Below are 24,363 nucleotides of genomic sequence, written 5' to 3' on the forward strand. Positions count from 1 at the left end.
TGTCCGGGGGCTTTTTTGTACCTGACGGTTACGGGTACTGCTGAACCGTGCCCGGTTGTTGCTGACCACCGTACTGCTGGCCCGGGATCGCCTTGAGGTTGACCTCGACGCGGCGGTTCTGCGCCCGGCCGTTGACGTCACCGTTGCTGGCGATCGGATTATCCGGACCGGCACCGCGGGCACTCAGGTTGGCACCGCTGACGCCTTGCGAAGTCAGGTAGGTGGCCACGCTCTGCGCACGACGCTGGGACAGGTCCATGTTGTGCTGACGGCTGCCGGTGCTGTCGGTGTAGCCGACGATTTCGATCTGGTTCTGGTTGAACTCTTTGAGCGAGTTGGCCAGGTTGTTCAGCGGCTGATAGAAGCTGGAAGCGATGTTCGCCGAATCGGTGGCGAACGTGATGTTGCCCGGCATGATCAGCTTGATCTGGTCGCCCTGACGCTGCACTTCAACCCCGGTATTGGCCATGCTGGCGCGCAGTTTTTTCTCCTGCTGGTCGGCGTAGTAGCCGTAACCGGCGGCCGAGGCACCGACCACGGCCGCGCCAATCAGCGCACCCTTGCCGCGGTTGTTGTGGTCGATGGCGGCACCGGCCAGCGCGCCGGCCAAAGCACCGAGGCCACCGTATTTGGCGGTTTTGCTCATGCCCTGGGAGCCACCGTCGGCCTGACCCTGATTGTCATACGGGTTGGGCGAGGCGCAGCCGGACAAAACGGCCACGGCAGTAGCGACAATAATCAAACGACGCGTGGTGAACATGGAGTGCTCCTACATTTTGCATTCTGTGGTGCAGCGGACATTGGCAACTGGCCCGTGCGGGCGTTGGATCATGACAATGCACAAAAATTCCACTGGGCACCCGTGACAAAATGTTTAGGCACGCACAAACGGGTTCTCGCGCATTTCATCCCCCAGACGCGTATCCGGACCATGCCCGGCCACAACGGTCGCGTCTTCATCCAGGGTATACAGCCGCTGCTTGATCGATCGCACGATGGTCGCCTGATCGCCGCCCCACAAATCCGTGCGCCCTACTCCGCGACGAAACAACGTGTCGCCGGCTATCAACAGCTTAGCCTCGGAAAACCAGAAGCTCATGGAACCTGGCGTATGCCCCGGTGTGTGCAGCGCCACGCCACAGCCGCAGGCCAGCTCCTCGTCGTCGCTCAACCAGCGATCCGGTGACGGCACCGGGGTGTAGGGCACGCCGAACATCTGGCATTGCATCTCGAGGTTGTCCCACAGGAACTGATCCTCTTTGTGCAGGTGCAAGGTCGCGCCGGTCTTTTCTTTCATTTGCCCGGACGCCAGGAAGTGATCGAGGTGCGCGTGGGTGTGGATGATGCTGACCACTTTCAGGCCCAGAGCATCGAGCCGGGCCATGATCAGGTCAGGGTTGCCGCCCGGGTCGACGACGATGGCTTTTTTGGTAACTGGGTCGCCGATGATCGTGCAGTTGCACTGGAGCGGGCCGACGGGGAAGGTTTCGCGGATGAGCGCGGGATTTGCAGCGGTCATGGGGGATCCTGAACAGAAATTGAAGACAACGCGCAGAGGCCGATTTCCGCCATTTTATGTTGTTGGCTCGCAGGATGCCGACACAGCGCAAAACAGCAGATTCAGTTCAACACCCCCAGCTCTTTCGCCCGCGCCACCGCCTGCGTACGCCGTTCCACACCCAGCTTGCTGTTGATGTGACTGGCATGGGTTTTTACGGTGTGCAGCGAGATGAAAAGCTGATCGCTGATTTCCTGGTTCGAACAGCCCTGCGCGATCAACCTCAGGACGGCGAGCTCACGGCTGCTGAGCGATTCGGTCGTCGTGGATTCCGCTGCAGGGCGAGCCGGCGCTTGGGGGAAATGTTCCAGCAATTGCTGACCGGCAGCTGTCGGTGCAGTCAGTGACAGTTGCCCGCGCAACCAGTCAGCATGCTCTTTGACCAGCACATCGAAAGGCTGCAGGACGCCCCCGGACGCAGCTTCCAGTGCCTGACTCAACGCCTTGCGCGCTTCAGGCTCGCGTCCGGCTGCCAGCAGCAACGCCACTTTTTGCGTCAGTGCCATCACGCTGAGCAGTTGCCGTCCGGTTTGCTGGCCGTTCTCCAGCAGCACGTTCAATCGCCCTTCGGCGAGCATCGGTTGCCCCTGTATGACGTCCAGCAACGCCTGTTGCAGTTCGACGTGCAGCGGCAGCTGTGGATGAAATTCCGGCGGTGCCGCCGCGCGTTCACCGGTGTAGGTCTGGCCCAGTCGCGCCAGCCACGCTTCGGCCAGATCGATGCGCCCTTGGGCCAGCCACAGTTCGCATTTGACCAGGGTGATCATCGCCAGGTAGTAGATTGGCGGCACGTCCCAGATATGCATAAGACGTTCGGCCTCAGCCAGCTCGGCGAAGGCCTTGGCGAAATCTCCATTGTTGCCGTCCAGACGGGCGATCACGCAATGGCCGATCAGCACGCTGATGTCACGACAGGCCCTTGCTTCAGTCAGACCCGCCTGCAATCGCGTCCTTGCCGCCTGCGGCTGCAGCCGCATGGCCAGCAGAAAACCCTCATACAGCGTCAGTCGCGCACGCACGGCGTACAAACGCTGTGCGGACAATCCGCGCAGGCGCTCCAGCCCTTGGTGCACTTCATCGAGCGCGCGCAGGATTTCGCCGCGCGCCTGCAGGACGCGGGCACGATCATAGTGCGCCAGCGCCTCGAACAAGGGATTGCCGACGCGCTGCGCCAGTTCGAGCGACTCACGGTTCAAGCCCCGTGCACGCCACAGATCACCATCGGCAATCGCAAGATTGGACAGGGTCGACAGACACATCAGGCGCTGACCGTAACGCTTGGCCGGCAGGCTTTCCAGTGCCTCGCTGCAATACTCGATGGTCTGCTCGCGATGGCCCCGTCCACGGGCGATGATGCCTTTGAGCGCCAGCCATTGGGCGAGCATCGACTTCTGGGCGGTTGCCGATGGCGCCGGCAGAAACCGGCTCAGGTGACTGGCAAGTTCTTCGGCCGCGTCGAGTTGACAGGCCAGCCCCAACGCCCAGCTGTACAACACGATCAGGCGCGGGGTGCTGATCAGCAGGCTGTCAGGCAAGTCCATTTTCCAGCGCAGCAGCATGCCGACGTTCTGCTCGGCCAGCAGTTGTTCCTCGGACAGGTTCTGTACCAGATTGGCTGCGACATCCAGATGCCCCGCGCGCAGGGCCTGCTCCACCGCTTCATCCAGCAGGCCCTGGGCATTGAACCAGCGGCACGCGCGCAAGTGCAGCGTGGCGGCCGGGACTATCGCCCGGGTGATCGGCCGACTGCGCAACAGATCGGAAAACAGATGGTGATAGCGATACCAATGACCGTGCTCGTCCAGCGGCACCAGAAACACCTGATGCGCCAGCAGGAAACGCAGGATTTCGGCACTGTCGTGGGCTTCGCGCACAGCATCGCAAAGCTCGCTGCAAAAGCGCTCCTGCGGTGCGGTGTCATAAAGAAACGCCTGCACCTCGGCGGGCAGGCAGTCGATGACTTCCTCCAGCAGGTATTCACGGATCAGCCCTTCCCCGCCGTTCAAAGCCTGCGGCAACGCCGATTCGGTACCTACTTCAGAAATCGCCAGCAACCAGAATCGCAACCCCGCCACCCAGCCCTCACTGCGCTGGATCAGGTTTTCCAGGGCTTCGCCGCGCAAGGAGCTGCTGTGGCGATCGAGTAACGTGAGGGCTTCGTCGTGGGTCAGGCGCAGATCCTGCTCGTGCAGTTCCAGCAACTGCCGGGACAGGCGCAGACGGGCCAGATGCCAGTCCGGGCGCTGACGGCTGGTGACCATGACCAGCAGACCATCGGGCAAATGGTTGAGGAAAAACTGCAGGCAACGATCGAGGACCGGCCCTTGGGCGAGGTGGTAATCGTCGAGTACCAGCAGCAGCGGTGAGGTCGGTAGCAGGTGCAGTGCCAGCTCATCGAGCAAGCCGTCGAGCCATTCTTCGAAGGCGAACGGCTGATGACGCTGGCGCATTTTCAACAAACCGAGTGCGCGGCTGCCGAGTTCGGGAAAGTAGTCCTGCAGGCCCTCGAGCAAGCGCTCGAGGAAGCGTCCCGGGTCACTGTCGCGAGCGCTCAGGCCCAGCCACAGACTTTGCCAGTGCGCCGGCAAACTCTGGCAGAACTCCACCGCCAGCGAACTCTTGCCAAAACCGGCCGGAGCGCTGACCAGCAACAGGCGCCCTCCGAGCCCCGCACTCAGGCGCTCGCACAAACGGGGTCGCAGCACGTAGCCATCGGGTAGCGGCGGGCGAAAAAAACGCCCGTCCAGTGCCGCGACGGCAACGCTTGCGGGACCCGGAAGTGGGGACAGATCAGTCATGGCCGGCTCTTGTTCGTATGGCTGTTGGCGGCGTAGCAGATGTCCGCAGACTAGCCTTAAACGGAGCGGTTATGAAGGTCGTTGCTACAAATGGCTACAAAAAGCCTACGGAAAAACTGATAGCAAAAAAAACGCCCCGAACCAGTCGGGGCGTTTTCACGAGGATGCGGCCTCGATTTACAGGAGCTTAGCGAACACCATCCTGACGCAGGGCGGCCGGGGTGAAGTCGCTGGTGGTGGCGGTGAAGCCGAAGTCATACGCCGACTTCTCTTCGTTCTTCATGCCCAGCGCCAGATAACGGCCGGATTGCAGATCGTAGAGGGTTTCCAGGGCATACCACGGCACTTGCTTGTCGTAGTAGTTCTCGGCGTGCGCTTCGGCGACGCGCCACAGTTGGCCACGACCGTCGTAGTGGTCGATGACAGCGGCTTGCCAGGTGTCTTCGTCGATGAAGAAGTCACGCTTGGCGTAGATGTGACGCTGACCTTCCTTCAGGGTCGCGGTCACGTGCCAGACGCGACGCAGTTCATAACGCGCCAGATCCTGGTTGATGTGCCCGGCCTTGATGATGTCGGTGTACTTGAGTTTCGGATCGTCGAGCTTGTAGCTGTCGGAGGCGATGTACATCTCCTGCTTGCCCACCAGTTTCCAGTCGTAGCGATCCGGTGCGCCGTTGAACATGTCCAGGTTGTCGGAAGTACGCAGGCCATCCGCCGCAGTACCCGGGCCGTCATACGACACTTGCGGTGCGCGACGCACACGACGCTGACCGGCGTTGTAGACCCACGCCGAACGCGGTTCCTTCACCTGGTCGAGGGTTTCGTGCACCAGCAGCACGCCACCGGCCAGACGTGCCGGCGCGGTCACTTTCTGCTTGAAGTAGAACAGGATGTTGCCCGGGTTCGCCGGATCGTAATCCTTCATCTTGTCGCGGAACACGAACTGATCCTGGAAGTACACCAGACTGAACGAGCCGTTCGGTTGCGGCGTGGCCTGGGTCACCAGACGCGTCACGCTGCCGCCGCGATAGCGGGTGATGTGGTTCCAGATGACTTCCACACCGGTTTTCGGAATCGGGAATGGCACGGCGGTATCGAAGTTTTCCAGGCCGTTGCCGCCCGACACCAGGGTCGTGGTGGTGGCGTTCTTCTTGATGGCTGCGAACACGGCATCCGGCACGGTGGCACCGCGATGGGACGGATAGACCGGCATCTTGAAGGTGTCGGGATAGCGCTGGAACATCGCGTACTGGCCCGGCGCGAGCTTGGCCTTGTACTGATCGACGTTCTGCTTGGTGATGGTGAACAGCGGTTTCTCACTGGCGTACGGATCGGACAGGAAGCCTTTACTGTCGACGGTGCCGGCATTCTTCGGCATCGGTTTCCAGGCCGGGATCGAACCGTCGGCGTTACCGGCCATTTCGGCGCCCATCGGGGTCAGGCTCTTGCCCAGCTTGTCCGCTTCGGCGGCAGGCACCGCCGCCATGACGCCGGTCGCCAGCAGCGACAGGCTCAGAACACCGGCGTGGAACAGACTCTTTGTTATTTTCATAAATTCGTTCGTCCTGAAATGCAGTGCTTAAAAGTTCACGCCGAGGCTGAGCGCCACGAAATCGCGGTCATCCACGGTGGTGTACTTGCCGTCGAAGAAGTTGGTGTACGCCAGGCTCGCGGTGTAGGTGTTCTGATACTCGGCATCGACGCCCAGACTGACGGCCTTGCGACCTTCCTCGAAGTTGCCGCCAGGGCCTGGCGAGTAGCCGCTGACGTCGTGGGACCAGGCCACGTTCGGCTTGAGGTTCACACCGGCGAAGACATCGTTGTATTCCCAGATCGCACGGCCGCGGTAGCCCCAGGACATCGACGTGGTGAAACCGTCGTTGTCGCAATTGCGGCTGCGGTTGTTCTGCGGCGAACCTGGTCCGGCGCCGTTGATGGTGCCGTTGTTGAGGATGTTGACGCAGGTATTGGTGGTACCGGTGGCTGGCAGCTCGCCCGGGCCATAGACCGGATCGCGGCCATAGCGCTTGTCGGATCGGCTTTCGAGGCCGCCCACGTAAGTCATGCCCACTTCACCCACGAGGGTCAGACGGCTGGCGCCCATGACCTGATCGAAGAAGTGCGTGAAGGTGGTTTGCAGTTGAGTGATTTCCTTGCGCTCGTAGCCATGCAGATCCTGACCCGGCACGCCATTGAGCAGCGATGCGTTGGCGTAAGGGCCACCCAGCGGACGCACGCCGGCGAACAGGATGTCGGTGGAGTTCAGTTGCACCGGTGCATTCGGGCGATAGCTGATCTCACCGCTCCACGCCGTACCGGTAGGCAAGGTGGTGGAGAAGCTCAGACCGTAGAGGCGGATGTCTTCAGGGTATTCGACGAAGTACTTCGAGTTGCCCGCGACCAACAGTGGCCCGAGCGCCTGAAACGGGCCTGGCAATGCGGCTACGGTGTTGTACACCGACTGCGGCGCACCGGTGGCACTGAAGATCGGCGCCCGGCTGTGGTAGTTCATGAAATAGGCACCGAATTCGGTGTCCAGCGGTTCGAACATGTACTTGAGGGACGCGCCCCACTGGCCGCTGTCGCGCGCATCGCGATCGCCGCCGCGCGGCACCAGCACGCCTTCTTCATTGACGTTGACGCCGTTGGCCGCCAATGGCCCCAGGGCAATGGCCGGGATCTGCGAGCGCTTGTTCAGCACCCGCAGGTTGTCGGTGCAACCGTCGGCAATGATGTCCGGCTGGGAGAAGAACGTACCGCAGTTGTCGACGACGGTCTGGTCCCACTCCAGCTGATAGAAGGCTTCGGCCGACAGGTTGTCGGTCAGGCTCTGGGACACGTAGAACATGTTGACCGGGATCAGGCCTTCCTTGATCTCGGCGCCCGGACGACGGAAAGCGGAAACGTCGATCGGGTTGATCGAGTTGATGCCGCCGCCGATGAAGGTACTTTCACCCCAGCTCACCACCTGTTTGCCCAGACGCACGGAGCCCGGCTGATCGGCAATCGCGTAGTTGTGGTAGACGAAGGCGTCGAGGATCTGACCGCCGGCGGACTTGGCGCCTTCCTTGCGGTTGCTGTCGCTGATGTCCTTGAACTCGCGGCTCTCGTCCTTCAGTTCGAAGTCGTACCAGTATTTGCCTCGGACGAACACGCCGGTGTCGCCGTATTTCAGTTCGAGGTCATGGATGCCCTTGAAGATCTTCGAGAAGGTTTCGCCGCTCTTGAAGTTGGCATGGCCGTCGTCGGAAGTCTGGGACAGACCGTGACCGCCGTTGTTGACGCCGATGAGGTTCTTGTTCGGGCTCTGGGTGGACCAGCTGGCACCGATCGACAGGGAGGAGTCGAACTGGCCTTCGATTTCACCGACGTTGAAACTGACGCCGAATGCGGGCCCGGCGAGCGAAGAAGCAAGACTGACGGCCAGAGGCAGCTTTGCCCGGCGCCAGAACTGGTTTACTGAGGTCATCGACGCTACTCCATGTGCATTATTGTTATGGCAGTGAGTACTTTTAAAAACGCCTGAAGGACCGGGTGCCAGAGGCTTCCCGAAATCGCTTCAATGTTGCATCGCCCCGTTTGTGCGTGTGCCCCGTTCTTAAAAATCCTTGAGCGGACTATAGCCAGCAGGTGGTACTGCTTGATCCCTCTAAAGTGTGATTTGCAGCTGCCGGCCACTCTGGAACAGTCCTTTCGCCAGTCCGACACATGTCGGCACGGCAAGGATGGCTGAAAATTCGAATTTCACAAGCCAAGCGCTTGCTTGGTGGGTCTGGCGCGCCGTTTTCGGCGCGCCAGCGGACGCTCAGAGCGTCGAGAGGAAGGTGCTGTTGTTGGCCTGCCATTCGGTGATGTCGAGGCGGATGCGCTTCTTGTCGAGCTTGCCGACACTGGTCTTGGGAATTTCAGTAACAAGCGCGATCTGGCTTGGTATCGCCCACTTGCTCAAGTGCCCCAGTTCAACGAACGGCTTGAGGTGCTCCTTGAGCTCGCGCGCCCCGATGGCGTGACCTTCACGAACCACCAGCAAGGCAAACGGACGCTCGCCCCACTGCGGATCGGCGATCCCCACCACTGCTACTTCACGTACCGCGACGTGACGACTGATCAGGTCTTCGAGGTCCAGCGAGGAGATCCATTCGCCGCCGGTCTTGATCACGTCCTTGATCCGGTCGCGGATGTCGATCACACCCATGGCGTCGAGCGTCGCCACGTCGCCTGTGTGCAGCCAGCCGCCGGCCCACAGCTCGGCGCCCTTCTGCGGTTCGTTGAAATAGCCTTCTGTCAGCCACGGTGCGCGCAGTACCAGTTCGCCCTGGGTCTCGCCGTCGGCCGGGAGAAAATTGCCTTCGGTATCGACGATCGCCGCTTCGACCAATGGCCCCGGCACGCCGGCCTTGATCCGATAGGTGGTGCGCTCGTCTTCGGTGCCCGCCATCAACTCATCATTCAGATGCGCGCACGAAACCAGTGGCCCGGTTTCCGACATGCCGTAAGCAGCCGTCAGCTGAATGCCTTTGCTCTTGGCCGTTTCATACAGCGTGCGATTGAGCGCACTGCCGCCGATGACGATTTTCCAGCCGCCGAAATCGGTGCCCTGCGCGCCCTTGGCATTGAGCACCATCTGCAGGATGGTCGGCACGCAATGGGAGAACGTGACCTTTTCCTTGCGCCACAACTCGACCAGGAATTCCGGGTCGTAACGCCCCGGATAAACCTGCTTGAGCCCGAGCATGGTCGCCACATACGGCAGACCCCACGCATGCACGTGGAACATCGGGGTGATCGGCATGTACACGTCGTTGGTGCCCAGCAGCCGCACGCTGTCGATGGCGCCCATGATGGTCGACACGCCCATGGTGTGCAGCACCAGTTGCCGATGGGTGAAGTACACGCCTTTCGGATTGCCGGTGGTGCCCGTGGTGTAGAACGTGGTGGCGACCGAGTTCTCGTCGAAATCCTGAAAGTCGTACTGCGGACTCGCGGCCGCCAGCAGTTGCTCGTACTCGCCGACCAGATTCGGCAGATCGGCGGTTTTTTCCGGCAGATCGGTCAGCAGCAGGGTTTTCTCCACCGTGGTCAGGTGTGGCGCAATAGCCTGGTACAGCCCGACGAACTCGCTGTTGACCAGCACGAAGCGGTCCTCGGCGTGGTTCATGGTGTAGAGGATCTGTTCCGGCGACAGGCGCACGTTGATGGTGTGGATCACCGCGCCGATCATCGGAATCGCAAACATGCACTCCAGGTATCGATGGCTGTCCCAGTCCATCACCGCCACGGTGTCACCGGCCTTGACCCCGGCCGCCGTCAGTACGTTGGCCAGCCGCGCGACCCGCTCGATCAGGGTCGGGTAGCTGTAGCGCAGCTGGTCACGGTAGATGATCTCGCGGGTTTTCTCGTAACGGGCACCGGACATCAGCAGCCGTTTAATCAGCAGTGGATACTGGTACGCCCCTTCGGCGGGCGGAATGACGCGAGTCTGCAACATAAGAATCCCTTTTCTGACTGCACGGTGTTGGCTTTGGAGTTTCGTACTCTAGAACCGTTATACGTCAGCCAAATCAGCCAAAGGAATGATTTGCAGAGCCGTACAAATGCTAGCTTTGCGCCAGCATTTGCCGAAACAGATGACAGCGCAGAAGGATCAATGCATCTCGGTGAACGCGAGTTTCACGCCGATGGCGATCAGCACCGCGCCCATGGTGCGGTCGAACCAGTGGCCCATGCGGGCGAAACCGGCGCGCACGCGCTGCTGGCTGAACAACATCGCTACCAGGCAGAACCAGGTGGCGGTCGCGGCGGCCAGATAAATGCCGTAACCGGCCTGTACTGTCAGCGGTGTGTGCGGGTTGATCACCACGGTGAACAACGACAGGAAGAACAGCGTGGCTTTCGGGTTCAGGCCGTTGGTCACGAAACCCGAAGTGAACGCGCCACGTGCGGTGCGCTCGCCGACCTCTTTGTGCAGATCATCGGTCACGGTTTTCGCCGGTTGCGCACGCAGGGCCTTGAAGCCGATGTACAGCAGGTACGCGGCCGCCGCCCATTTCAGGGCGTTGAACAACACGATTGATTGGGAAACGATCAGGCCGATCCCCAGCAAGGAATAACCGACGTGCAGGAAAATCGCCGTGCCCACGCCCAACGCGGTCCAGGTCCCGGCGCGTCGACCATGGGTCACGCTTTCACGCACCACCACGGCAAAATCAGGACCGGGGCTGGCGACGGCCAGCAGGTGAATCAGGGCAACGGTCAAGAATTCGGTCCAGTACATGGGGGCTCCTTTCGGCCAAGCGTAACGAGTTGTTTCATCTGGTAGGCTCGGCAGATTACGCCTTCCCTTCAAAGCACGACAGGTACAGTTGATGACGAACGCCCACCGCGCCGTATTCCTCGATCACCCTTCGCTGGATCTTGGCGATCTCGATCTGAGCCCTTTGCGTGACTGCTTCAGCGACCTGCAACTGTTCGCCCAGACGCTGCCTGCGCAAGTGAGCGAGCGCCTGCAAGGTGCAACCGTGGCGATCAGCAACAAGATCCTGATCGACGCCGCCGCCATGGCCGCCAACCCACAGCTGAAGCTGATCCTGATCACCGCCACCGGGACCAACAACGTCGATCTGGCCGCCGCCCGCGCCCATGGGATCACAGTGTGCAACTGTCAGGGTTACGGCACCCCGTCGGTGGCGCAGCACACGATCATGCTGCTGCTCAATCTCGCCACGCGCCTGGCCGATTATCAGAAAGCCGTCGGTGAAGGTCGCTGGCAGCAGGCGAAACAGTTCTGCCTGCTGGACTACCCGATCGTCGAGCTGGAAGGCAAAACCCTCGGCCTGCTTGGACACGGCGAACTCGGCGGCGCGGTCGCGCGTCTGGCCGAAGCCTTCGGCATGCGCGTGCTGCTGGGACAGATTCCGGGGCGCCCGGCCCGTCCGGATCGCTTGCCGCTGGAAGAATTGCTGCCGCAGATCGACGCTCTCACCCTGCACTGCCCGCTCAACGAACACACTCGGCACTTCATCGGTGCCCGCGAACTCGCCTCGATGAAACCTGGCGCGTTCGTGGTCAACACCGCCCGTGGCGGGCTGATTGACGAACAGGCTCTGGCCGACGCCCTGCGCAGCGGTCATCTGGGCGGCGCGGCCACCGATGTATTGAGCGTCGAGCCACCGACCAACGGCAATCCGCTGCTGGCCGCCGACATCCCGCGCCTGATCATCACCCCGCACAACGCCTGGGGCAGCCGCGAAGCGCGGCAGCGAATCGTCGGCCAACTGGTGGAAAACACCCAGGCGTTCTACAGCGGTAAGGCGCTGCGGGTCGTCAGTTGATAAACTGCGGCACTTTTTTTCACAGGAGCAGTTATGGATCCGCGCAGTGAAGTACTGCTTCGTCAGGCCGAGTTATTCCAGGGTTCGGTGTTGCTGGCCGGTTTGCCTGCCGATGATCTGCTGGGGCGCCTGCCCGAGGCGTTTGGCTGGTGCTGGCACGCAGGCGATCAGGCCGCGCTCGAAGCCCGCTTCGAAGGCCGCAGCCATTTTGGCGTGAACGTGCCGGAACGCGAATTCACCAACGCCGTGGTGTTTCTGCCCAAGGCCAAGGACCTGACCGATTACATCCTCAATGCCGTGGCTTCACGCCTGGCCGGGCGCGAGGTGTATCTGGTCGGGGAAAAACGCAGCGGCATTGAAGGCGCCTCCAAACAGCTCAACCCGTTCGGCAAGCCGCGCAAGCTCGACAGCGCGCGCCATTGCCAGCTGTGGCAAGTGACCGTGGCCAACGCCCCGCAAGCCAAGCCGCTGGAAAGCCTGGCGCAGACCTACGAATTGCCGCTGGCCGAAGGCCCGTTGAAAGTCATCAGTCTGCCGGGCGTATTCAGCCACGGCCGACTGGATCGCGGCAGCGCCCTGCTGCTGGAACATCTGGACAAACTGCCGAGCGGCCATCTGCTGGACTTTGGTTGCGGCGCCGGCGTGCTGGGTGCGGCGGTCAAGCGTCGTTACCCGCACAATCAGGTCACCTTGCTCGACGTTGATGCCTTCGCTGCCGCCAGCAGCCGTTTGACCCTGGCGGCCAATGGTCTGGAAGCCGAGGTGCTGACCGGTGACGGCATCGACGCCGCGCCGATGGGTTTGAACGCGATTCTGAGCAACCCGCCGTTCCATGTCGGTGTGCATACCGATTATTTCGCTACCGAAAACTTGCTACGAAAAGCGGCCAAACATCTGAAAAACGGCGGCGAACTTCGCTTGGTTGCCAACAGCTTCCTGAAATATCAACCGCTGATCGAAGAGCATCTCGGGGTCTGTGCGATCAAGGCCGAAGGCAATGGATTCCGGATTTACCGGGCCAAGCGCGGCTGAAAATTAGCACTTGCCGAATGGATTCCGCCTAGGCAGAATCCGCTCCGTCCTAGGGGAGTAGTCTCCCACGAGCGCCATGCTCGTCCGGCATACGTCAACATACTTGATCCTCAGATCATGGCGTATGCGACCCAAGCGTCCGCAGCAGACGGATCGCAGGGTTTGACAAGACCTATGACACGCACACCTTACCCGGGGCGGGAAGGCTGTACGTGTCATAGCCGTGTCGACCCGCCCCTTAGGAAATCCTGATGCTGGACTCGTTACTCGTTCCCACCGCAATCGTTGCCTTGGCCGAAATCGGCGACAAGACGCAACTGCTCGCGCTGATTCTCGCCGCTCGCTTCCGCAAACCCTGGCCGATCATCGCCGGTATCGTGGCTGCGACCCTGGCCAACCACGCGGCAGCCGGTGCGGTCGGCGCTTGGTTCGGCAGCTTCTTCTCCGATTCCGTCCTGCACTGGATTCTCGCCGCAAGTTTCGCCGCCACCGCCCTGTGGACGCTGGTACCGGACAAGATGGATGACGATGAAGCCAGCACCGCCCGCAAGTTCGGGCCATTCCTGACCACGCTGATTGCGTTCTTCCTCGCGGAAATCGGTGACAAGACCCAGATCGCTACCGTGATGCTGGCGGCGCAATACCCGGAGCTGTGGCTGGTGATCATCGGCACCACGGCGGGCATGCTGATCGCTAACGTGCCGGTGGTACTGGCGGGGAATTTTGCGGCGGAGAAACTGCCGCTGACCCTGATCCGTCGACTGGCGGCCTCGGCGTTCCTGATCCTGGCGATTGTCGCGGTGTACAAGGCGATGCAGAGCAGCGGCTGGGTTTGATCCGGCAGATCGCTCCCGCACCGAGTGCGGGAGCGATCATGGTTTCAGGACTTGGGCGCTTTCTCGTAAAGCGGCATGACCTTCGGAATCGCCGCCTGCAACGCAGCCGTGCGGCTGCTGGAAGACGGGTGAGTGCTCATGAACTCCGGCGGCGCGCCTTCAGAGGCCTTGCTCATCTTGTCCCACAAAGTGATGGCGGCGTTCGGGTTGTAACCGGCACGTGCAGCCAGCTCCAGACCGATCAGGTCGGCTTCGTTTTCGTTGGCGCGGCTGTTGGGCAGCGTCATGCCGTAGTTGGCCACGGTGTCGGCCAGCGCCAGGCTGTCCTGACCCAGGCCGAGCAACGCACCGGCGCCCTGCTTGGCCATTTCGATGCCATAGGCCTTGGACATCGCTTCCCGACCGTGCTCGCGCAGGGCGTGGGCGATTTCATGGCCCATGACTGCGGCGATTTCATCGTCAGTGAGTTTCAGGCTGTCGATCAGCCCGGTGTAGAAAATGATCTTGCCGCCAGGCCCGCAGTTGGCGTTGAGCTCGTCGCTCTTGATCAGATTCACTTCCCATTTCCACTGCGCCGCATCCGGACGGAAGTTCGGTGCCTGGGCAATCAAGCGGTTGGCAATCGCCTGAACACGCTTGGCATCGTTGCTGGTCTTGTCCAGTACGCCTTTGCTGGACGCCTCGCCCACGGTCTTCTGATAGGACTGGGCATACATCTGGTCGACCTCTTGCGAGGACAGCATGCTGAACATGTACTGCTTGCGTTCCACGCCCACGGCACCGCCGCTGGTGGTGTTGACCGACTGACAACCGGCCAGCAACAGCGCTGCGCTCAGTGCACTTACAACCAATGTCTTGTTCATTCAAAAGCTCCCTGAAAACCTGTCGCGTATCCTAGGCGGGTAATTGTATCGACGCCAGATACAACGGACGTGTTGCACCTGTTTTCAGAACACGCCCGCCAGCCCTGCAGGAAAAAATTCACATCCACCGCCGAGCCCGCTGCAACTGCGTCGTGCACTGGTCCATTTGCGACATCCGGCTGTAATCACTTGCTCCGCACCTCATGGCGCAATAGTGGCTGCCGATACAAGAGCGCAGACGTCCTCTCGCGTGCGGAGCTCCCATGAAGTTCAAGTCGATCCAGTTTTCCGTGGCCGCCCTGGCCGGCGCCATCGTACTCAGCGTGGTCGCCGCGCTAGTGCTGTATGCGCTGTTCTCCGGTGCCCGCACCCAGGAAATGGTCCAGCAACGGACCCAGGCCCAGTTCGAGCAAGTCATCGAACAGCGCCTGACCTCGCTGGCGCAGACTCAGGTCAGCCAGATCCAGCGCGAACTCGAAGCGCCGCTGCTGATTGCCGGCGGACTGGTGCGGGTCAACGCCCTGCTCGGCACACCGGGTGCCGATGGTCAGCCGCGACTGACCGTCAACCGTGAGCAACTGATCAGCCTGATCAAGGAAAACGTCGAGAAGAATCCGAAGATTCTCGGCACTTACATCGGCTGGGAAAAAAACGCACTGGATCACAATGACGCGGCCTACGTCGGCACCCAGGTTGTCGGGATTGATCCTGGCAACGGGCGCTTCCTGCCGTGGTGGTTTCGCAATGACGACGGCACCCTGGGCCTGGACAAACTGGTGGACGTCGACGACCAGAAAGTCCTGTCCACCGGCGTGCGCGCCAGCGAGTACTACCTGTGCTCGAAAGAAACCAAAAAATCCTGCGTGATCGATCCGGCCCCGTACAAGGTCGGCGACAAGATCGTCATGCTCGCCTCCTTTATCGAACCGATCATGCTCAACGGCGCCTTCCAGGGCATCGTCGGCGCCGATCTGTCGGTGAACTTCATCCAGGAAATGCTCCTGAGCGCCAACCAGAAACTGTACAGCGGCGCCGGGCAAATGGCCCTGATCGGCGGCAACGGCCGGATCGTCGCCTACACCAAGGACACGAGCAAATTCGGCGAGAAGGTCAGCGACATCCTCGACGCCCAGCAGATTGCCAACATGGCCAATCTCAAGCGCGGCGAAGTGACTTACACCGTCAATAAAGAGCAAGGCCGGATCGAGTTGTACCTGCCGTTCGGCATCGGCCAGACCGACGCACGCTGGACGCTGATGCTGCAACTGCCGCTCGACGCGGTGATGGCCGATCTGCAAAAGCTCCAAGGCGACCTCGGCGCCCAGCGCAAATCCGACACCTTCGGCATGGCCATGGTCGGTTTGATCATTGCCGGTCTTGGTTTGCTGGTGATCTGGCTGGTGGGCCACGGCATCGCCCGTCCGCTCAAACAGATGGTGACCATGCTCGATGACATCGCCCAGGGCGAAGGCGACCTGACCCGTCGCCTGACCAGTGATCGCAACGACGAACTCGGTTCAATCGCCAAAGGCTTCAATACCTTCCTCGCCAAATTGCAGGGGATGATCACGCAGGTGGTGTCGTCGGTGCAGAGCGTCAGCGATTCCTCGGAGCACACGGCGGACATCGCGATCCGTACCAATATCGGCATTCAGAAGCAGATGGCCGAGATCGATCAGGTCGCCACCGCCGTGCAGGAAATGACCGCCACCGCGCAAGACGTGGCACGCAACGCGACCCAGGCCGCGCAAGCGGCCAGCCACGCCGATCAGGCAGCCAGTCAGGGCATGCAGATCGTGCGCGACACCTCCCATTCGATTGGCGTGCTGGCCGTGGAAATCGGCAAGGCCGTGGACGTGGTGCAGACCCTGGCCAAGGACAGCGAAAACATCAACGCGATCCTGATTGCCATTCGCGGGATCGCCGAGCAGACCAACCTGCTGGCCCTCAACGCAGCGATCGAAGCGGCCCGTGCCGGTGAACAAGGACGCGGTTTTGCGGTGGTGGCCGATGAAGTGCGCAACCTGGCGCAGAAGACCCAGAAGGCCACCGAAGAAATCCAGAGCATGATCCAGCAACTGCAACAGGGCACCCGCGATGTGGTGCGGGTCATGGAAGACAGCCAGAACCGCACCGACGAAAGCGTGCAGCACGCGGCCAAGGCGGCCGAAGCACTGGAAACGATTACTCAGGCGGTTTCGGTGATCAACGACATGAACACCCAGATCGCCAGCGCCGCCGAAGAACAGAGCGCGGTGGCCGACGACATCAACCGCAATGTGATCAATATCGGTCAGGTGGCGAACGAAGTGGCGGGTGGTGCGGATGAGTCGAGTTCGGCGAGTGCTGATCTGACCAAACTGGCGGAGCAGCAGCGGCGGTTGATCAACCAGTTCAAGGTCTAGCCGACAGTGATCGTTCCCACGTCGAGGCGTCGAACCGTCCGCGTGGGAATGCCTCAACGGACGCTCCGCGTTCGGCTCTGGATCTGGGGCGCGGAGCGCCCCGGGCTGCATTCCCACGCGGAGCGTGGGAACGATCGAAGGTCTGACCGATCAGGCCGGGGTCAGGCATTCCGGGCCATTGAGCTTCGGATCATTGACCAGGTTCGCCAGCACCCGCTCGCGCAGGGCGGCAGGTTCACTGGCGAGCAGGCCTTGCAGGACATGCAACGGCGTTTCAGGATCAAGCCATGCCGCCTGCCCCGCCTCATCGAGAATCAACGGCCGGCGCTGACTGGCCGCCGACTGGGTGATCACAGCCGTGCTCAGCCACACCTGTTCCTGCACCGGATACGCCTCCCAGATCGCCGCAAAAAACAACGAAGCGCCTTCTCCCGGTGTCAGCCAGTACGGCCGCTTGCGCACGTTGCCGCGCCATTCGTAAAACCCGTTGGCCGGCAGCAGGCAACGACGCAGGCGCAGGGCTTCACGGAACATCGGCTGTTCGGCGACGGTTTCGGCCCGGGCATGAGCCGGCGTGCGCGACATGTCGGTCAGCCACGGCGGTGTCAGCCCCCAACGGGCACGGGCCAGCGTGCGCTGGCCGCCGGGTTCGGCGCGCAGCATCAACACCGAATCGTTGGGGGAAATGTTCCACTGCGCCTGCTGATCGGCAGGAAAACCTGGCAGGCTCGCGAAATCGCGGTTCCAGCGAAACAGGGCATAACGTCCACACATGGGGCAGCACGACTCACAAATAAAACGAACGCCAGCCTAACAGACCAGCGTCCCGGGATAGCTGTCCGGTTCATCGCCGGGCAGCGGCAGCGCGGCATTGTACGCACTGATCAGCTCGCGGGCGTATTCGGCCTGATCGTTATCGACCGACAGGCCCAGCAGACCGAAGATCGGCAACTCGCCCGTGCCGCCCAGCAGATCGCGTCCGACCAGATGCGCCTCGATGCCCTCGCTGGCGAGCATGCCCTTGAGCATCTCGCCTTCCATCAGGTTTTCCGGCTCGTAGATTCGCTGCATGGCCGTGCCTCACTCGTTTTCGCTGAAGACTTCCAGAAACCAGTCCTCTCCATGGACCTGCAACACAAAGGTGATCGGCCGACAACACACCTGACAGTCTTCAATATAGGTCTGGTCGCCAGCGGAGAGATCCACGGTCGTCTCGACCTCTTCACCACAATACGGACATTCATATACTGCGCTTTCCAGCATCGCGGTCTCCCGGGTGACTTGTGCGTATAATCGCCGGTCTATTTGCAGGGCTATTTTTGTCTGGCTACTTTTTCAGACCGTGCCCCGTTGGTTTTCGATCAAAACCTTTACTTACCCTAGCCGTTTCCAACAAGAGAGCATGATGGGCGAATTCGATGCCATCCGACCTTACGACGACAGCGAAGTACCTGCGGTACTGGCGCGACTGCTCGGCGACAAGGCGTTTCTAGATATCCTCACCCACTTCCGCTTCCCGCGTTTTGCCGGTGCCTTCGGCTGGATGCTCAAACCACTTATAGCCCATCGGCTGCGTCGTGAGTTTGCCGACGTGACCTCCGTGGCCACTTTGCAGGACAAGGTCGAGTTCTACGTCGACCACACCATCGAGCGCGCCACCGACGGCGTGACCTACACCGGTGTCGAGCAATTCAAGTCCGGCAGCGCTTATCTGTTCATCGCCAACCACCGCGACATCGTGATGGACCCGGCCTTCGTCAACTACGCCGTGTACCACGCCGGCTTGCCGACGCCGCGCATCGCGATTGGCGACAACCTGCTGCAAAAGCCGTTCGTCAGCGACCTGATGCGCTTGAACAAGAGCTTCATCGTGCATCGCTCGATCACCGGGCGCCGCGAGAAAATGGCCGCGTATCAACTGCTGTCGGCGTACATCAACCACTCGATCCGCAACGACTGCGCCTCGATCTGGATCGCCCAGGCCGAAGGCCGCGCGAAGGACGGCGACGACCGTACCGAGTCGGCGATCCTCAAGATGTTCCACATGAGTCGCAAGGACGAGCCGTTCGGCGAAGTCATTCAGTCGCTGAACCTGACCCCGGTGTCGATCAGCTACGAATACGACCCGTGCGATCAGGCCAAGGCCCGCGAGCTGTACATCCGCGCCACCACCGGAACCTACAGCAAGGCGCCGGGCGAGGATGACGTGAGCATCGCCAAGGGCATCACCGGCTACAAGGGCCGGGTGCACGTGAACTTCGCCGCGCCGATCACCGAGCTGTTCGAAGACACCAAGCAATTGGCGGTCGAGATGGACAAGCAGATTCTCGGTGGCTACCGGTTGTTCCCGGTGCATTACCTGGCGTACGCGCAGTGGGCCGATGCCGATCCGCAATTGAACGTGCCGAAGGCTGCCGAGGTGTTTGGCGCCGAGGAACTGGCCAAGGCCCAGGAAGAATGGCGGAGCCGTCTGGACGCCTGCCCCGAGGAGCATCGTCCGTATCTGGTGCTGCAATATGCGACGCCGGTGCGTAATCAGTACCGGGTCAAGGCTGGACTGCCGCTGTAAGCGGTGTCGGCCGGATACAAGAACGGCGCCTTCGGGCGCCGTTCTTCGTTCAGAAGCGGGTACTGATCCAGGACACCAGCAGCGCCAGGCCCAGGCAGGCAAAACCGAAGCGGTAGAAGAAGCGGTTCATGCGCAGGGTCGCCCAATCGAGCACCGGCTCCCGATCGGGTTGGTTCTGGCGCTGGGCTGCGATACTGGCCATCGCCCGTTGTTCACGGCGACGGGTCGCGTGCAGCAACCAACTGCCGGGGAAGGCCAGCAGCAGGGCGAGCAGGTTGATCAGTTTGGCGGGATGGGCGGTAAACAGCGTCATCAAGTGCAGCGACATCACAGACCTCAATCTAAACCGGTATGGCGAGCGCCAGACCGACGACCGCGGCGCGGATTCTACCGGAACCCTCCCCGCCAACCCCAATCTTTACGACAAATAACCCCACAATCGACCGATGGCTGTCCTGTGTCACGGCATCGTCATTTGTTTCAGTCACCCTGCGCGCCTCGAAACCGACACGGAACGCGACATGCTTCACGCTGAAAACCAGGATCGCCTGTACCTCATCTCTCCGTCCGACGAGCAGCAAGCCCTCGTCGGCAGCCTGGCCTTCAATGTTCAGGACCGTCACTGGCTGGTGTATTGCGCCCTAGGCGGGCATCAGCATGCGGACTTGCCCGAGACCGACCTGCTGACCGGCGTCAGCGTCCTCGACTTCTATTCGCAAGCCGCCTGAACGAAAAAGCCCGGAGCCATCACTGGCTCCGGGCTTTTTCACAGCAACCGGATACTTACTCGGCGAGGACCTGACCCACGGTCGGATCCTTGAACAGACGGGTCAGCGCATCGCTCAGCACATCGCTGACCAGTTTGGTGTTGGTTTCCTGGTTCGGCGCCATGCCGAAACGCTGGTCCAGCGAGGCACCGTAACGGCCGCTGTAGCGACGGTTGGCGTTCTGCACGTCGGAGCGGAAGGTGGCGCCGATGGTGGCTTCGGTCACGTACATACCTTCTTTGGGCGACTGGTACTTCAGTTCGGCCAAAGTCACGGTCAACTGCGGTGCATTGGGCGCGTTGTTGGTCGGGGTGAACCCGAGCAGACGCACGGCGGCTTCAGCCTGGGCCTGCAGCTTCGGCAGGATCTGCTCGCGCTGCACGGTGATGGCGCTGGTTTCCGGGTACAGGCCGCCACGGGTGCCGAGGGTTGGCGACGGACGACCGTCGACGACGCGAACCACGACAGGCTGGCCATGGCCGACCGGTGCCAGCTGAGTGGTCAGCTTCGGTTCCGGGCTCAGTTGTTGCGGGCTGTGGGCGCAGCCAACCAGGGTCAAACTGGTCACAGTGATCAAACCGAACAACAGGCGTTGCAACATGCTCTTCTCTCCAGAATCAGGCACAGACAGGCCGGCAGTATAGCGGTGGGCCACTGTGGGTCACCAGCACTGAAATCTCTGACAAAACCAGCCTCCAGCGGTTCCTGTCATACATTCGTCACCCCCCATACACGTGCGCGTCACGGCCCTTTGCCAATCTTGCTCACAGATCCCCAAAAGGAGCACTGCCATGCGCTATCTGATCTCGTTGTTCGCCCCACGCCCACTGCACCGCAGCTTCGCCCTGCTCGACCGCAACGGCCATTGCCAGGCCTTCAAGCAATGCAGCCTGCAACCAATGGGTGACGGCTGGGTGGAAATCGAGGAAATCCGTCTCAACTGGCTGCACCAGCCACTGCCCGCCAGCGCCCGGGTCGAACAGCAGCGCCCACGCGCACGGGCTCAGGCGATGTTGAGCATCTGACCGGATGCCTAATAAAAGTCATTAAACTCGACCAACTCCGCGCATTTCTTCGATACAATCTCCCCCCGATTATAAGGACGTCTCCTGATCGGGCCCCGCAACAGCGTCAATGCGCTTGCATTGGCATCCAAATCGCCCACAGAGAGCCGCCCACACAGATCGAGTGAAGCTGGCGTGCTTGCTGTTTCCCTGGCAAATCCCGCTTTTCGCGAATCTGCAGAGCTGTCATGACGCTCGGCCACTGAGTTGTTTGCCCCTCCAGGCACGGTGCCAGCCCCGGACAGCCCTTTTTGAGGTTCACGTCTTCAAAAGAGCGTGAAAAAAACGGGTTTTCACAACTTCACAAGAGTGTGGCGAGCAAATGAATAGTTTTGCGTCTGAACATGCACCATTAGCGTCTGAAACAGCCCAACGACACAGGAACGGGAACGCCTCGACTACCGGAGCCTGAAGCCTGTCCGCTACGGATTTGGTTGCACAAACGGATGTCTCGACCATAAGTCGAATTGCCAGCCCCGTGCCGAAATGAGTTCATGGGACTCTTGAAGCCAGGCCGCACGCATCCGTCGAAGTTGCGAAAAATTGCGAAGATTCGGACATGGCACACCTGACCAAGGATACCCGGGGCTCAACTGACCTGCCCTGGACGCCTGGCAGCCATGCCGACAATTTGGTGCTGCAGATTTTGGAGACGCGTTAAATGGCGCATAACGAAGCAGTCGACGTAGTTCTGGTTGGGGCCGGCATCATGAGTGCCACCCTCGCAGTACTGCTCAAGGAACTCGACCCGGCGATCAAGCTGGAAGTCGTCGAGCTGATGGATTCCGGTGCCGCGGAGAGTTCCAACCCATGGAACAACGCCGGTACCGGCCACGCCGGCCTGTGCGAGCTGAACTACACGCCGCAGGCTGCCGACGGCACCGTCGACATCAAGAAAGCCGTGCACATCAACACCCAGTTCGAGGTGTCGAAGCAGTTCTGGTCGTACCTGACCAGGAAAGGCACGTTCGGCTCGTGCAAATCCTTTATCAGCCCGGTGCCGCACCTGAGTTACGTCGAGGGTGAGAAAGGCGTGTCGTTCCTCAAGGAACGTTTCAATACGCTGCGCAAGCACCACGCCTTCGCCGACATGGAATACACCGAAGACAAGGCGAAGATGACCGAGTGGATGCCGCTGATGATGCCGGGTCGTCCAAAAGACCAGGTACTCGCCGCCACCCGCGTGATCAACGGCACCGACGTCAACTTCGGCGCCCTGACCAATCAGTTGCTCAAGCACCTGACCAGCGCCCCCGATGCCCAGGTCAAGTACTGCAAGCGCGTGACCGGCCTCAAGCGTAACGGCAATGGCTGGACCGTCAGCATCAAGGACGTCAACAGCGGCAGCAGCCGTGAAGTCGACGCCAAGTTCGTGTTCCTCGGCGCCGGTGGCGCGGCCCTGCCGCTGCTGCAGGCTTCGGGCATCGAAGAAAGCAAAGGCTTCGGCGGCTTCCCGATCAGCGGCCAGTGGCTGCGCTGCGACAACCCGGAAGTGGTCAAGCATCACCAGGCCAAGGTTTACAGCCAGGCCGCCGTGGGTTCGCCTCCGATGTCGGTACCGCACCTGGACACCCGCGTGGTCGACGGCAAGAAATCCCTGCTGTTCGGGCCATACGCCGGCTTCACCACCAAGTTCCTCAAGCATGGCTCCTTCATGGACCTGCCGCTGTCGGTTCGCGCCGGCAACATCGGGCCGATGCTGGCCGTGGCGAAAAACAACATGGACCTGACCAAGTACCTGGTCAGCGAAGTGATGCAGTCGATGGAACAGCGCCTGGAATCCCTGCGCCGTTTCTACCCGGAGGCGAAAGCCGAAGACTGGCGCCTGGAAGTGGCAGGCCAACGGGTGCAGATCATCAAGAAAGACCCGAAAAAAGGCGGCATCCTGCAGTTCGGTACCGAACTGGTGGCCGCGAAGGACGGCTCCCTCGCCGCCCTGCTCGGCGCTTCGCCGGGTGCTTCGGTGACCGTTTCGATCATGCTGGAACTGATCGAGAAGTGCTTCCCGGCCAAGGCCAAGGGTGAATGGGCTGCCAAACTGGCGGAAATCTTCCCGGCCCGTGAAAAGGTCCTGGAAACCGACGCGGCGCTGTATCGCAAGATCAACACGCAGAACAACATTGCGCTTGAACTGGTGGAAGAAAGCAGCGAGACCCCAAGCTTCGCTTGATATTGCGACATAAAAAACGCCCCGCACTCAGTGAGTGCGGGGCGTTTTTTTATGCCTTGGGAACGCCGCGGATATCAGCCGCGCGCTTTCTCGATCAGCTCGATGTATTCCGCAGCGTTGCGTTGATCGCGGATCTGGTCGATGAAAGTCTTGCCGTGCTCGTCCTTGCCATCGACGTCATAACCGGCTTCGACGAAGAACGTCAGGAAGCGTTCGAAATCGTCGATGCGCAGGCCACGGTAAGCCTTGACCAGTTTGTGCAGCGACGGCGAGGAGGCGTCGACCGGCTCAAAATCGAGGAACAGCTTGATCTGCTCATCGCCGATCTCGTCACCAATCACTTGCTTCTTATCTTTACGCATTGCCGACTCCAGCTCGCAGACATTTCACGGGGCGGGCAGTTTACCCCTGCGCAGGCACAAGGCTCAACGCGAGCGCGTACTGCCGGTGTGCAAATCGGCCCAGATGTGGCCGTTGGCGTAGGTCAGAAACTGGCAATACACGGTGTCGTTGCGCAACAGATCGATCACCACCCGGTACTGGGCCAGCGGGTAGTAGAGCGTGAGGGTCTTGCTCTTGTCGTCATACACCGGTTTTTTCAGGCTTTTGCTTTCGCCATCGAAGTTGACCAGCACCTGATTGATCGTCGCGCCCTTGTTCAGGGATTTGCCCTTCAGGCGGATCATCAACGAAGAGGTGACCGGAATCGGCTGCTGATTGGACTGGCGCTGGGCCCCCACCACCACGGAATAGTCGGTGACCTGCAACAGTTGCTGCTGCTCGGGTTCGGCATCGCGCAGGGTCAGGTCGTCCGGCGGCAGGAATTGACTGTGCATCGGGGCGGCGGCCAGGGGCAGGCTGAGGGTCAGCAACAGGGCGGCGCAGCTGCGGATCAAGAGGCTCATGACAGGCTCCGGGGGGCGGGGCCGAGCACTTTAGCAGCCTTTAAAGCAAAAGATCGCAGCCCGGG

General features: G+C 61.1%; 23 protein-coding genes, 1 pseudogene and 1 riboswitch. Of the genes and pseudogenes, 9 read left to right on the forward strand and 15 right to left on the reverse strand.

From position 1 onward, the window contains the following. Positions 1-28: 28 nt before the first annotated feature. The 7 genes from CAF80_RS27425 to CAF80_RS27455 all read right to left on the reverse strand — a co-directional run bounded on the left by CAF80_RS27425 (position 29) and on the right by CAF80_RS27455 (position 10,630). Positions 29-760: an OmpA family lipoprotein gene (locus tag CAF80_RS27425; RefSeq protein WP_007956806.1), complete on the reverse strand. Its 732-nt coding sequence runs from the start codon at positions 758-760 to the stop codon at positions 29-31. Between the two features lie 114 nt (positions 761-874). Beyond that, the gene (locus CAF80_RS27430) at positions 875-1,519 is read right to left on the reverse strand and encodes an MBL fold metallo-hydrolase (protein ID WP_074690994.1); all 645 of its coding nucleotides are present in this window, start codon (positions 1,517-1,519) and stop codon (positions 875-877) included. A gap of 101 nt (positions 1,520-1,620) precedes the next feature. Further along, on the reverse strand, positions 1,621-4,356 hold the full coding sequence (locus tag CAF80_RS27435) for a LuxR C-terminal-related transcriptional regulator (protein WP_085668173.1): 2,736 nt from the start codon (positions 4,354-4,356) through the stop codon (positions 1,621-1,623). Between the two features lie 187 nt (positions 4,357-4,543). Continuing rightward, positions 4,544-5,908, reverse strand: a complete 1,365-nt coding sequence (locus CAF80_RS27440) for a DUF1329 domain-containing protein (protein ID WP_039766281.1) — start codon at positions 5,906-5,908, stop codon at positions 4,544-4,546. A gap of 27 nt (positions 5,909-5,935) precedes the next feature. Next, the gene (locus CAF80_RS27445; RefSeq protein WP_039766283.1) at positions 5,936-7,825 is read right to left on the reverse strand and encodes a DUF1302 domain-containing protein; all 1,890 of its coding nucleotides are present in this window, start codon (positions 7,823-7,825) and stop codon (positions 5,936-5,938) included. Positions 7,826-8,161: 336 nt separating this feature from the next. Next, complete coding sequence (locus CAF80_RS27450; protein ID WP_085668174.1) at positions 8,162-9,844, reverse strand: fatty acid--CoA ligase; 1,683 nt, start codon at positions 9,842-9,844, stop codon at positions 8,162-8,164. A gap of 156 nt (positions 9,845-10,000) precedes the next feature. After that, positions 10,001-10,630 carry a LysE family translocator gene (locus tag CAF80_RS27455; protein WP_085668175.1) on the reverse strand — a complete coding sequence of 210 codons (630 nt, stop codon included), beginning with the start codon at positions 10,628-10,630 and terminating at the stop codon, positions 10,001-10,003. Positions 10,631-10,721: 91 nt separating this feature from the next. Between CAF80_RS27455 and CAF80_RS27460 the strand changes: the two genes are divergently transcribed. From CAF80_RS27460 to CAF80_RS27470, 3 genes are all read left to right on the forward strand, one after another. Beyond that, entirely contained in the window at positions 10,722-11,687 is a 966-nt protein-coding gene (locus tag CAF80_RS27460) for a 2-hydroxyacid dehydrogenase (RefSeq protein WP_085668176.1), read from the forward strand. A gap of 33 nt (positions 11,688-11,720) precedes the next feature. Beyond that, positions 11,721-12,719 (forward strand): class I SAM-dependent methyltransferase, encoded by a 999-nt coding sequence (locus tag CAF80_RS27465; protein WP_074690990.1) that lies wholly within the window; start codon positions 11,721-11,723, stop codon positions 12,717-12,719. A 40-nt stretch (positions 12,720-12,759) separates the two neighbouring features. Then, a riboswitch (yybP-ykoY riboswitch) is annotated at positions 12,760-12,882 on the forward strand. A gap of 88 nt (positions 12,883-12,970) precedes the next feature. Further along, positions 12,971-13,555, forward strand: coding sequence for a TMEM165/GDT1 family protein (locus CAF80_RS27470; RefSeq protein ID WP_007956837.1), 585 nt, complete (start codon positions 12,971-12,973; stop codon positions 13,553-13,555). A gap of 44 nt (positions 13,556-13,599) precedes the next feature. Here CAF80_RS27470 and CAF80_RS27475 read toward each other — a convergent pair whose 3' ends face one another. Further along, positions 13,600-14,418, reverse strand: coding sequence for a M48 family metallopeptidase (locus CAF80_RS27475; RefSeq protein ID WP_039766290.1), 819 nt, complete (start codon positions 14,416-14,418; stop codon positions 13,600-13,602). A 1,352-nt stretch (positions 14,419-15,770) separates the two neighbouring features. On the opposite strand from CAF80_RS27475, the pseudogene CAF80_RS29345 reads away from it, so the two are divergent. Continuing rightward, positions 15,771-15,965 (forward strand): annotated as a pseudogene (locus CAF80_RS29345) (HAMP domain-containing protein); the annotation flags it as partial. 114 nt (positions 15,966-16,079) lie between these two features. Beyond that, positions 16,080-16,823, forward strand: a complete 744-nt coding sequence (locus tag CAF80_RS29350; protein ID WP_371807400.1) for a methyl-accepting chemotaxis protein — start codon at positions 16,080-16,082, stop codon at positions 16,821-16,823. 150 nt (positions 16,824-16,973) lie between these two features. On the opposite strand, the gene CAF80_RS27485 is transcribed toward CAF80_RS29350, so the two are convergent. From CAF80_RS27485 to CAF80_RS27495, 3 genes are read right to left on the reverse strand one after another with little or no spacing between them, the layout of a single operon-like run. Next, on the reverse strand, positions 16,974-17,597 hold the full coding sequence (locus CAF80_RS27485) for an SOS response-associated peptidase (RefSeq protein WP_085668177.1): 624 nt from the start codon (positions 17,595-17,597) through the stop codon (positions 16,974-16,976). A gap of 36 nt (positions 17,598-17,633) precedes the next feature. Then, positions 17,634-17,894, reverse strand: coding sequence for a putative signal transducing protein (locus CAF80_RS27490; RefSeq protein ID WP_011335895.1), 261 nt, complete (start codon positions 17,892-17,894; stop codon positions 17,634-17,636). 9 nt (positions 17,895-17,903) lie between these two features. Continuing rightward, positions 17,904-18,086 carry a CPXCG motif-containing cysteine-rich protein gene (locus CAF80_RS27495; RefSeq protein WP_011335896.1) on the reverse strand — a complete coding sequence of 61 codons (183 nt, stop codon included), beginning with the start codon at positions 18,084-18,086 and terminating at the stop codon, positions 17,904-17,906. Between the two features lie 142 nt (positions 18,087-18,228). Between CAF80_RS27495 and CAF80_RS27500 the strand changes: the two genes are divergently transcribed. Further along, positions 18,229-19,392 (forward strand): 1-acyl-sn-glycerol-3-phosphate acyltransferase, encoded by a 1,164-nt coding sequence (locus CAF80_RS27500; RefSeq protein ID WP_170844873.1) that lies wholly within the window; start codon positions 18,229-18,231, stop codon positions 19,390-19,392. A 49-nt stretch (positions 19,393-19,441) separates the two neighbouring features. Here CAF80_RS27500 and CAF80_RS27505 read toward each other — a convergent pair whose 3' ends face one another. Further along, positions 19,442-19,720: a hypothetical protein gene (locus tag CAF80_RS27505; protein ID WP_039766296.1), complete on the reverse strand. Its 279-nt coding sequence runs from the start codon at positions 19,718-19,720 to the stop codon at positions 19,442-19,444. A gap of 193 nt (positions 19,721-19,913) precedes the next feature. Between CAF80_RS27505 and CAF80_RS27510 the strand changes: the two genes are divergently transcribed. Next, a complete protein-coding gene (locus tag CAF80_RS27510) occupies positions 19,914-20,120 on the forward strand; it encodes a hypothetical protein (protein WP_085613384.1) in 207 nt (68 codons plus the stop codon). Between the two features lie 55 nt (positions 20,121-20,175). On the opposite strand, the gene CAF80_RS27515 is transcribed toward CAF80_RS27510, so the two are convergent. After that, positions 20,176-20,760, reverse strand: coding sequence for a YajG family lipoprotein (locus CAF80_RS27515; protein ID WP_007951676.1), 585 nt, complete (start codon positions 20,758-20,760; stop codon positions 20,176-20,178). 190 nt (positions 20,761-20,950) lie between these two features. Between CAF80_RS27515 and CAF80_RS27520 the strand changes: the two genes are divergently transcribed. Beyond that, positions 20,951-21,184, forward strand: coding sequence for a hypothetical protein (locus CAF80_RS27520; protein ID WP_039766297.1), 234 nt, complete (start codon positions 20,951-20,953; stop codon positions 21,182-21,184). Positions 21,185-21,884: 700 nt separating this feature from the next. Beyond that, the gene (mqo, locus tag CAF80_RS27525) at positions 21,885-23,393 is read left to right on the forward strand and encodes a malate dehydrogenase (quinone) (RefSeq protein WP_039766299.1); all 1,509 of its coding nucleotides are present in this window, start codon (positions 21,885-21,887) and stop codon (positions 23,391-23,393) included. 74 nt (positions 23,394-23,467) lie between these two features. On the opposite strand, the gene CAF80_RS27530 is transcribed toward mqo, so the two are convergent. Beyond that, a complete protein-coding gene (locus tag CAF80_RS27530) occupies positions 23,468-23,755 on the reverse strand; it encodes a PA4642 family protein (RefSeq protein ID WP_085668178.1) in 288 nt (95 codons plus the stop codon). A 63-nt stretch (positions 23,756-23,818) separates the two neighbouring features. Beyond that, complete coding sequence (locus CAF80_RS27535; protein ID WP_039766303.1) at positions 23,819-24,298, reverse strand: hypothetical protein; 480 nt, start codon at positions 24,296-24,298, stop codon at positions 23,819-23,821. Between the last annotated feature and the right edge of the window lie 65 nt (positions 24,299-24,363).

This window comes from Pseudomonas sp. B34(2017), assembly GCF_002112915.1.
Lineage (GTDB): Bacteria > Pseudomonadota > Gammaproteobacteria > Pseudomonadales > Pseudomonadaceae > Aquipseudomonas > Aquipseudomonas pharyngis.

Coding starts and splice junctions, on each gene's coding strand:
- CAF80_RS27425 (WP_007956806.1), bottom strand. CDS start 760: ATGTTCACCACGCGTCGTTTGATTATTGTCGCTACTGCCGTGGCCGTT.
- CAF80_RS27430 (WP_074690994.1), bottom strand. CDS start 1,519: ATGACCGCTGCAAATCCCGCGCTCATCCGCGAAACCTTCCCCGTCGGC.
- CAF80_RS27435 (WP_085668173.1), bottom strand. CDS start 4,356: ATGACTGATCTGTCCCCACTTCCGGGTCCCGCAAGCGTTGCCGTCGCG.
- CAF80_RS27440 (WP_039766281.1), bottom strand. CDS start 5,908: ATGAAAATAACAAAGAGTCTGTTCCACGCCGGTGTTCTGAGCCTGTCG.
- CAF80_RS27445 (WP_039766283.1), bottom strand. CDS start 7,825: ATGACCTCAGTAAACCAGTTCTGGCGCCGGGCAAAGCTGCCTCTGGCC.
- CAF80_RS27450 (WP_085668174.1), bottom strand. CDS start 9,844: ATGTTGCAGACTCGCGTCATTCCGCCCGCCGAAGGGGCGTACCAGTAT.
- CAF80_RS27455 (WP_085668175.1), bottom strand. CDS start 10,630: ATGTACTGGACCGAATTCTTGACCGTTGCCCTGATTCACCTGCTGGCC.
- CAF80_RS27460 (WP_085668176.1), top strand. CDS start 10,722: ATGACGAACGCCCACCGCGCCGTATTCCTCGATCACCCTTCGCTGGAT.
- CAF80_RS27465 (WP_074690990.1), top strand. CDS start 11,721: ATGGATCCGCGCAGTGAAGTACTGCTTCGTCAGGCCGAGTTATTCCAG.
- CAF80_RS27470 (WP_007956837.1), top strand. CDS start 12,971: ATGCTGGACTCGTTACTCGTTCCCACCGCAATCGTTGCCTTGGCCGAA.
- CAF80_RS27475 (WP_039766290.1), bottom strand. CDS start 14,418: ATGAACAAGACATTGGTTGTAAGTGCACTGAGCGCAGCGCTGTTGCTG.
- CAF80_RS29350 (WP_371807400.1), top strand. CDS start 16,080: ATGGCCGAGATCGATCAGGTCGCCACCGCCGTGCAGGAAATGACCGCC.
- CAF80_RS27485 (WP_085668177.1), bottom strand. CDS start 17,597: ATGTGTGGACGTTATGCCCTGTTTCGCTGGAACCGCGATTTCGCGAGC.
- CAF80_RS27490 (WP_011335895.1), bottom strand. CDS start 17,894: ATGCAGCGAATCTACGAGCCGGAAAACCTGATGGAAGGCGAGATGCTC.
- CAF80_RS27495 (WP_011335896.1), bottom strand. CDS start 18,086: ATGCTGGAAAGCGCAGTATATGAATGTCCGTATTGTGGTGAAGAGGTC.
- CAF80_RS27500 (WP_170844873.1), top strand. CDS start 18,229: ATGGGCGAATTCGATGCCATCCGACCTTACGACGACAGCGAAGTACCT.
- CAF80_RS27505 (WP_039766296.1), bottom strand. CDS start 19,720: ATGTCGCTGCACTTGATGACGCTGTTTACCGCCCATCCCGCCAAACTG.
- CAF80_RS27510 (WP_085613384.1), top strand. CDS start 19,914: ATGCTTCACGCTGAAAACCAGGATCGCCTGTACCTCATCTCTCCGTCC.
- CAF80_RS27515 (WP_007951676.1), bottom strand. CDS start 20,760: ATGTTGCAACGCCTGTTGTTCGGTTTGATCACTGTGACCAGTTTGACC.
- CAF80_RS27520 (WP_039766297.1), top strand. CDS start 20,951: ATGCGCTATCTGATCTCGTTGTTCGCCCCACGCCCACTGCACCGCAGC.
- mqo (WP_039766299.1), top strand. CDS start 21,885: ATGGCGCATAACGAAGCAGTCGACGTAGTTCTGGTTGGGGCCGGCATC.
- CAF80_RS27530 (WP_085668178.1), bottom strand. CDS start 23,755: ATGCGTAAAGATAAGAAGCAAGTGATTGGTGACGAGATCGGCGATGAG.
- CAF80_RS27535 (WP_039766303.1), bottom strand. CDS start 24,298: ATGAGCCTCTTGATCCGCAGCTGCGCCGCCCTGTTGCTGACCCTCAGC.